5 protein-coding genes are annotated in these 6977 nt (G+C 57.2%); 3 read left to right on the forward strand and 2 right to left on the reverse strand.

Features of this window, described 5'->3' with window-relative positions:
* From ABYP39_RS16115 to ABYP39_RS16125, 3 genes are all read left to right on the forward strand, one after another.
* Positions 1–1972, forward strand: a 1972-nt coding sequence (locus ABYP39_RS16115; RefSeq protein ID WP_372783555.1) for a cobaltochelatase subunit CobN, incomplete at its 5' end; no start/stop codon positions are given.
* A 25-nt stretch (positions 1973–1997) separates the two neighbouring features.
* Entirely contained in the window at positions 1998–2453 is a 456-nt protein-coding gene (locus tag ABYP39_RS16120) for a MotA/TolQ/ExbB proton channel family protein (protein WP_372783557.1), read from the forward strand.
* Entirely contained in the window at positions 2446–2751 is a 306-nt protein-coding gene (locus tag ABYP39_RS16125) for a DUF2149 domain-containing protein (RefSeq protein ID WP_372747895.1), read from the forward strand. Before ABYP39_RS16120 ends, ABYP39_RS16125 begins: the two co-directional genes overlap by 8 nt.
* 58 nt (positions 2752–2809) lie before the next feature.
* Here ABYP39_RS16125 and ABYP39_RS16130 read toward each other — a convergent pair whose 3' ends face one another.
* Together ABYP39_RS16130 and ABYP39_RS16135 are read right to left on the reverse strand one after the other, a co-directional pair.
* Positions 2810–5419, reverse strand: coding sequence for a hypothetical protein (locus ABYP39_RS16130; RefSeq protein WP_372783559.1), 2610 nt, complete (start codon positions 5417–5419; stop codon positions 2810–2812).
* Positions 5420–5539: 120 nt separating this feature from the next.
* The coding region (locus ABYP39_RS16135) for an acetoacetate--CoA ligase (RefSeq protein WP_372783561.1) at positions 5540–6977 on the reverse strand (1438 nt) is incomplete at its 5' end.

Below are 6977 nucleotides of genomic sequence, written 5' to 3' on the forward strand. Positions count from 1 at the left end.
CGAACTGATTGCCAGCATGGATGAAGAGCTCACAGTACGCGGTGTCGGCTTTGATGACATTGATGAGGAATTTCTGCTGCATGAGGTGGGCCACTATCTCACCAATATTCAGGAAGACTTTATGCCGCTGGGGCTGCATGTTTTTGGTCGCGCCTGGTCGGAGTCAGCGCTGGACACCATGCTTACCTCCATGGTCGGTGAGCAGGTGCTTGATCAAAAAACGCGACAGCAATGGCGCATTGATCTGGCGCGCTCGCCGGCTGCGGAGATGCAAGCATTGCTCAACGCCCTGAACGGTCGCTATGTCTTGCCCGGCAAGGGCAACGATCCCATTCGCACGCCGGAAGCCCTGCCCACCGGACGCAATTTCTACGCCCTGGATGGCAGCCTGCTGCCGACGCGGGTGGGCTATGCCGTCGGCAGTGAGCTGGCGGTGCAGGCGCTTGGCGATCATCAGCAACAGCTCGACCAGTCCGCCACCGGTGGGAGCAACAAGCAGGGCGTTATTTTGTGGGCGTCGGACACGGTGCGGGATGAAGGGGCGATGATTGCATTTGGCCTGCGACTGCTGGGTGTCAAGCCGGTATGGAACAGCCGTGGCATTCTCAAGTCACTGGAGCGTATTCCACTGGGAGAATACCAACCTCGACGGCTGGATGTGGTGTTCAATACCTCAGGCCTGTTTCGCGACCTTTACGGCGAGCATCTGGTATTGCTCGACAAGGCCACGCTGATGGCTCTGGATGCCAGCGCCGATCTGATTGTGGACAGTTATCCGCTGCTGAGCCCGTTGCTTGAGGCTGCTCTGGCGCCGCTGGACAGTGAGCGACGCGGCGGACGGGACGATCTGGCGTTCAACCAGGTAGCGGCTAACTGGGTAGAAGAGGCGCGACAGCTATTACGCAATACGCCCGACGGTGACCCGAATGCGCTGGGACGTCAGGCCAGCTTAAGGGTGTTCGGTATTGCGCCCGGTGCCTACGGCGCGGGGATTAACCGTTTGGCGGAGCGCTCGTCGGCCTGGCAAGATGCCTCGCAATTGAGCGACGTGTTCATAAAGCGGATGGGGCATGTCTACGGGGCGGATCTGGCGGGCGAATCGGCTCAGGCCCTGTATCGGCAGCAACTGGCGGGGATTTCCCAAACCTGGCTAGGACGTGCCAGCAACCTCTACGGTCTGATGGATAATAATGACGCCTTCGATTATCTGGGCGGACTCAATCTCGCCGTAGAAAATGTCAGCGGGCGGCGGCCAAGCAGCGCGGTGATCAATCACTCGAGACCGGAACAGGCGACTATCGAATCGCTGGAAACCGCCTTGTTGACGGAATTGCGGGGCCGCTTTCTGAACCCCCAGTGGATTGAGCCGTTGGTCGACGAAGGCTATGCCGGCGCGCGCACGATGGGCAGCGAGTTTTTTGAATACCTCTGGGGATGGCAGGTTACCAGCCCGGATATTATTCGCGATCCGGTGTGGAAAGCGGTTAAAGCGGTCTACATGGACGACAGCCATAACCTCGGCCTCGACGACTTCCTCAGTGAAGGCCACAACCAGCCAGTGCAGACCAATATGTTGGCGATCATGCTGGTCGCAATTGATAAGGGCTATTGGCAGGCAGACGAGGCAACCCAGCGGCAACTGGCCGCCCAGCTGACCGCCAATATTCTCAGCAGCGGTTTGCCCGGCAGTGGCCATACGCACCCCAACCATCCGGTGTTCGAGCGGGTAAAAGCCCTGCTACCTGACGATCAGGCTACTGCGCTGCAACAGGTTCTCGATGCCAGTCGGATCGACGCTGTTGAAGCGCGCGAGGGGGCAGCGCGTATTGCAGAACTGAGCGCGCCAGAAGCTCCTACGCAATCAGCGGCCGACGGCGACGCGACCGGGATACCGCACGCGCTATGGGCAATTCCGTTCGCCATTCTTACATTGCTCGGTGCCGGGTTCTGGCGCGGACGGCGTACGCGCTGACTAATATCTGAATAGAGGGAAAGCCATGTTTTCAGGAACCACCTTTTATTTGCTCCATCAGATTACGACGCTGCTGCTGGAACCTGTTGTCTGGGCGCTACTGATTTTCCTGGCTTTGGCGCTGTACGAATGCGGGCTGGCGATTGGCGAAAAGGCCGGGGGAATTCGTCGCCTCAAACAGCAGGGGCGCAAGGTGCTCATGCGCGCAGGCAAGCGCCGCATCGAGCGGGCAGATTTTATTACCCGCCTGTCGCCCATGCTTGGTCTGATGGGAACCCTGATCCCGCTCGGGCCCGGACTGTCAGCGCTGGGTGAGGGCGATTTCGCGATTCTTACCACGGCCATGATCGCAGCCTTTGATACCACGGTGGTCGGGCTGCTCGCCGGTATGATTGGCTTTGTACTCGGACGTTTGCGTCGCCGTTGGTATGACGCGGCACTGGAGTCGCTGGTGCTGCGCGGAGATAAACCACATGGATAAGTGGCGCCGCTCCGCCTTTCTCGACCACGACGAAGACCCCTTGGGGCCGCTGGCCAACCTGGTGGATATCGTTCTGGTATTTGCCTGTGGCTTGATCGCGGCACTGGTGGCCTTGAGTCCTGACCTGCAGCGTCATTTTGCGACCAAGCCTGACACTCTCGAACTGGAACTCGGCCGGGAATTACCCAGCGTGCCGCCTGGTGTGCAGCGGCAGCTGCAAGGCGGGGAGGGCTATGAATCACTGGGCCGGGTCTATCGCGACCCCGCCACGGGAAAACTGATTCTTATCGACGACTGAAAGCAGGTTTTGGTTTGTAAATCCGAGCGTTTTGAGGTCAGTGTGACTCTCGCGGCGCTTAAGGTGTTCGCCGTATAGTGCTGTCGCCCGCCACAATGTCGATCGTTGCGCTGCCTTTGTCCACGGCCTGCCTAACGCCCTCTACTTCTACCAGCGTTCCCGGCATCAGTTGGGTCAGGGTAATCGTGGCGGCGGTATCACTGCTGACCTTTATCTCCCAGTCCTTGTGCGTTGCCAATCCGGCATCGGCCATATCGATAATCGCCGTAGCCACATTCTGCAGGGTGAGCGACATCAAACCGTTGGCTGCGGGTGTCTCGCCCAACTGCCAGGCTTGAAACTCATGGGTGTGCGGTCCGGTTTGCTGAATACGTGCACTGGTGTTCTGATCCGGTCGAAACTGGGGATTGCTGCCGTCGGGCACGGCGGCAGGACTGATCAGGCCACTTATTGTTGGATAAGGCAGTGCGCCTGAGATTGCATGCACGCGAGCGGCGCGTGGAGGGATGGTCTGGCCACTGAAGGTGTTGCTGAAGGTGCAGTCGAGACCACTCTGGCTGGGGCTGGGTGAATAGCCCTGAACCGGAGCCTCAGGGTCAGCCACTGTCAGGCCACTGATCCACCAGGCGCCGTCTGCACCGAGACCGAATTTCGGATGTTGGTCATTTCCGGTAAAACGGTAGATGATTTCTCCCGGCGTGCTGGCGTTGTGTGTAGGTGCACTATCGCCGCGGTCGCTAGTACCGATTAGCCAGTCAGTGGCTGCGGCAAAGGCCGGGTACTGGCCATCTTTGAGTACCCAGGCTACGTGATCTTCGGCAAGATAGTGATCGAAAGTATAGCGGTAGCCTAAATCGCGCATACGATTGGCGGTATCGCGTTGTTGTGTGATGGGGATCAGTTGGTCCAAGCTACCTGCGGCGTGGTAGTAACCATTCCATTTCAGGTTTTCCAGTTGTATTTCGCCAAAGCAGCCCGGTACATTCCCATTCTGATCGGCAATGCCGGGCTCGTCTGATTGAGCGCCGGCGAGAATCACGCCTGCTGCAAACACATCGGGATACTTGATCATCAGACGCTGAGAGCCGAGTGCCCCCATGGAAAAGCCAGAGGTAAAAGTGCGAGTGGGGTCTAGTTCGTAATGACTGGCGACGTGACGCCAGGCTTCCCAGAGATCGACGCCAGAGGCAAATTCATAGAAGCCGCTGACACCGCGACCGAGTACCGTCAGGCAGAAAGACTGGCGCAGATCGTTACAGGTTTCGCGCAGAAAGTTGGGCATGGTGGCGGCGTACTGCATATGATTCTGCGTAAAACTGTGCAGCACAAGAGTCATTTTTTCCGCAACAGGCTGAGCGTGGTCGTAGCCGTCCGGAACCCATAGTGAATAGGGCTGAAGCTTGTCGTAGTATCCGGCATACAACGTGATGTCGTCGCTGCTCTGTGCGGTCTGGTGAATGGTGGCGTCCTGCCCGGTGTATATACCGCCGCGTCCGAACTGCTCCGGGCCCAGGGAAGAAACATACCAGCGCACGGAAAATCCGTGGCGGGGGGCTTCGGTTTCATTGTCACCCAGTTTTTGCGGGTTCAGCTCCAGGGCAAACTCGCTGATATCGCCTTGGGCAAGGGCTTGCGCCTGACTGTTGCTCATCCAGAAATTATTCGCCAGAGGTTCATCGGCGTAATCTCGAAAACCCAGGTTGTACACCGGTGGTGTAAACGGTGTACCGCCAAGTCGGCTCATGTCGGTAAAGAAGCCGCCCGCGCCATTGTGTAGCCCGGCCAGGGCGTAGACCGTAAAAGAGTCAGTGGGTAGGGAAAGTTCACTATTCGGTACTTGGCCAACAAAGGTGTTGCTGCCTTCATCGATCACCGTGTCGCCAATGCGCCGGCTCGTGGAGCCGTCACTGAGATAAACACCCTCGCTCGATATGAGTATCAACTGGTCAACACCAGCCGTGCGAATATTGGGAATCACCCCCCAGCCCTGAGAGAATTGGCCAGCGGTTCCGGTACTGCTGTCGTTGTCTATGTCCAGTGCAAAAGCAATGATGGGTGCAGTGGTATCGGCAAGCGTCACCCAATCTACCCGCCAGTACGTGTGAGTAGCCGTTTTGCCAACCGCCAGCGCAAAAATATCCGCGCCATTGCCCTGAAAAGGATCTTTGCTGGCATCGTAGTCCGCTTGGCTCATGTCAGGTCCTGGGAAATTAGCGGCGTCCAGTGCTACGCGTGGATAAGTCAGGCTGCCAGCGTTCGGTGTTTGCACGTTGTGCGGGGGTGGCGGGCCAGCGAAGGCTCCGTAGGCATCGTAGATAAAATCGGTCCAATAGTAGGCCCCACCTACGTAGCGGCCCGTGCCGGATGTCTGGTTTATTCCATCGGCGAAAGGCCAGATGCCGATATCGGGAATGGGTCTTGGGTCTAGCGCGCGTTTAGCGGCGTCGGGGACGCCTGAGGGCAATTTCGCAAGAATAGGGTCAGTCGGTGTGATGTCTTCCTCTTCACCCTCATGTTCTTGGTCATCCTCGTCTTTCTGCTGCCCATTGTTGTCACCCTGATTCGGGATATTTGCATTGGGCGGGGGCAGGGCTGTGGAGCCTGAATCGGATTTACAGGCCGATAGCACGATACTGGTTAACAACAGAGCAAAAAGGAAACGCCACATAAGACCACCGATTATTATCGCTTTGCACTGAGCTTATCACCGGCAGGCGCAAGCGCAACTGCTGGGTGTGGCATTAGAGTGGAATGTCAGCCTACCTGCCCGTCTGTGCCGGGCAGTGACCTAGTGGGTAAGTTCCGGGCGCCCCCGGAAATGTTCCAGTGCTTCGGGATTTGCCAGTGCATCGGTGTTCTTCACTGGTTCGCCGTGAACCACATTTCGCACGGCCAGCTCCACGATTTTGCCACTTATCGTGCGCGGAATATCAGCCACCTGCAGCACCTTGGCCGGTACGTGCCGTGGGGTAGTATTCTGGCGGATGGTGGCTTTAATGGTTTGTACCAGCTCTTCGTCCAGCGAGATGCCCTCTCGCAAGACCACAAAGAGCACAACGCGGACGTCATCTTCCCAGCTCTGGCCGATGACAATGCTATCCAGCACGGCATCAACCTTTTCTACCTGACGATAGATCTCTGCCGTGCCAATGCGTACACCGCCGGGATTCAATACCGCGTCGCTGCGACCATGAATAACCATGCCATGCTGAGGCGTGATTTCGCCATAGTCGCCGTGGGCCCAGATGTTGGTGAATTGAGCGAAATAGGCCTTGTGAAAACGCGAGCCGTCTTCATCGTTCCAGAACCCGATCGGACAGCAAGGGAACGGCCGGGTGCAGACCAGCTCGCCTTTTTCGCCAGTCACTGGCTGGCTGTCGTCATTCCAAATTTCCACTGCCATGCCCAGGCCAATGCACTGGATCTGACCTTTGTAGACAGGCAGGGTCGGGTTGCCGAGAACAAAGCAGGAAATGATATCGGTGCCACCACTGATGGATGATAGGCATACGTCTTGTTTGAAATCGCGGTATACGTAGTCAAAGCTTTCATGGCTCAGGGGAGAACCGGTCGAAAGGATGGTTTTCAGCGATGCCAGTTGGTAATCCTGGCTGGGTTTATGCCCCGCCTTTTCCAATGCGGCGATAAATTTAGCGCTAGTGCCAAATACGGTGATGCCTTCCCGGTCGATGGCGTCCAGCAACAGCCGGCCGCGTTTGGCAAATGGAGAACCGTCGAACAGGACTAACGTACATTCGCTGGCCAACCCACTAACCAGCCAGTTCCACATCATCCAGCCACAGGTGGTGAAGTAGAACAACACATCGTCTGGACCGATATCCGTGTGCAGTTGGTGCTCTTTCAGATGCTGCAATAGCGTGCCACCAGCAGAGTGGACAATGCATTTGGGCGTGCCGGTGGTACCGGAAGAGTACATTATGTACAGCGGGTGATCGAAGGGCAGTGCGGCAAAGTGCAGTGGTGCCGCTGCCGGGTTCAGTGCATCTGAAAAATGTATGGCTTTTACAATGCTGGTCAGATCAGTACGCGCGCAGGTTACCGAAGTGACAATTACCGACTCGACGGAACCGATGGCGTCGGCGATTGATTTAACCCGATCCAGTGTGTTGATGGTTTTGCCGTTGTAAAAATAGCCGTCTACAGCAAACAGTACCTTGGGTTGAATCTGGTCGAAACGATCCATCACGCCCTGAAAACCGAAGTCC

This window comes from Litorivivens sp., from assembly GCF_041625495.1.
Taxonomy (GTDB): domain Bacteria; phylum Pseudomonadota; class Gammaproteobacteria; order Pseudomonadales; family Spongiibacteraceae; genus Litorivivens.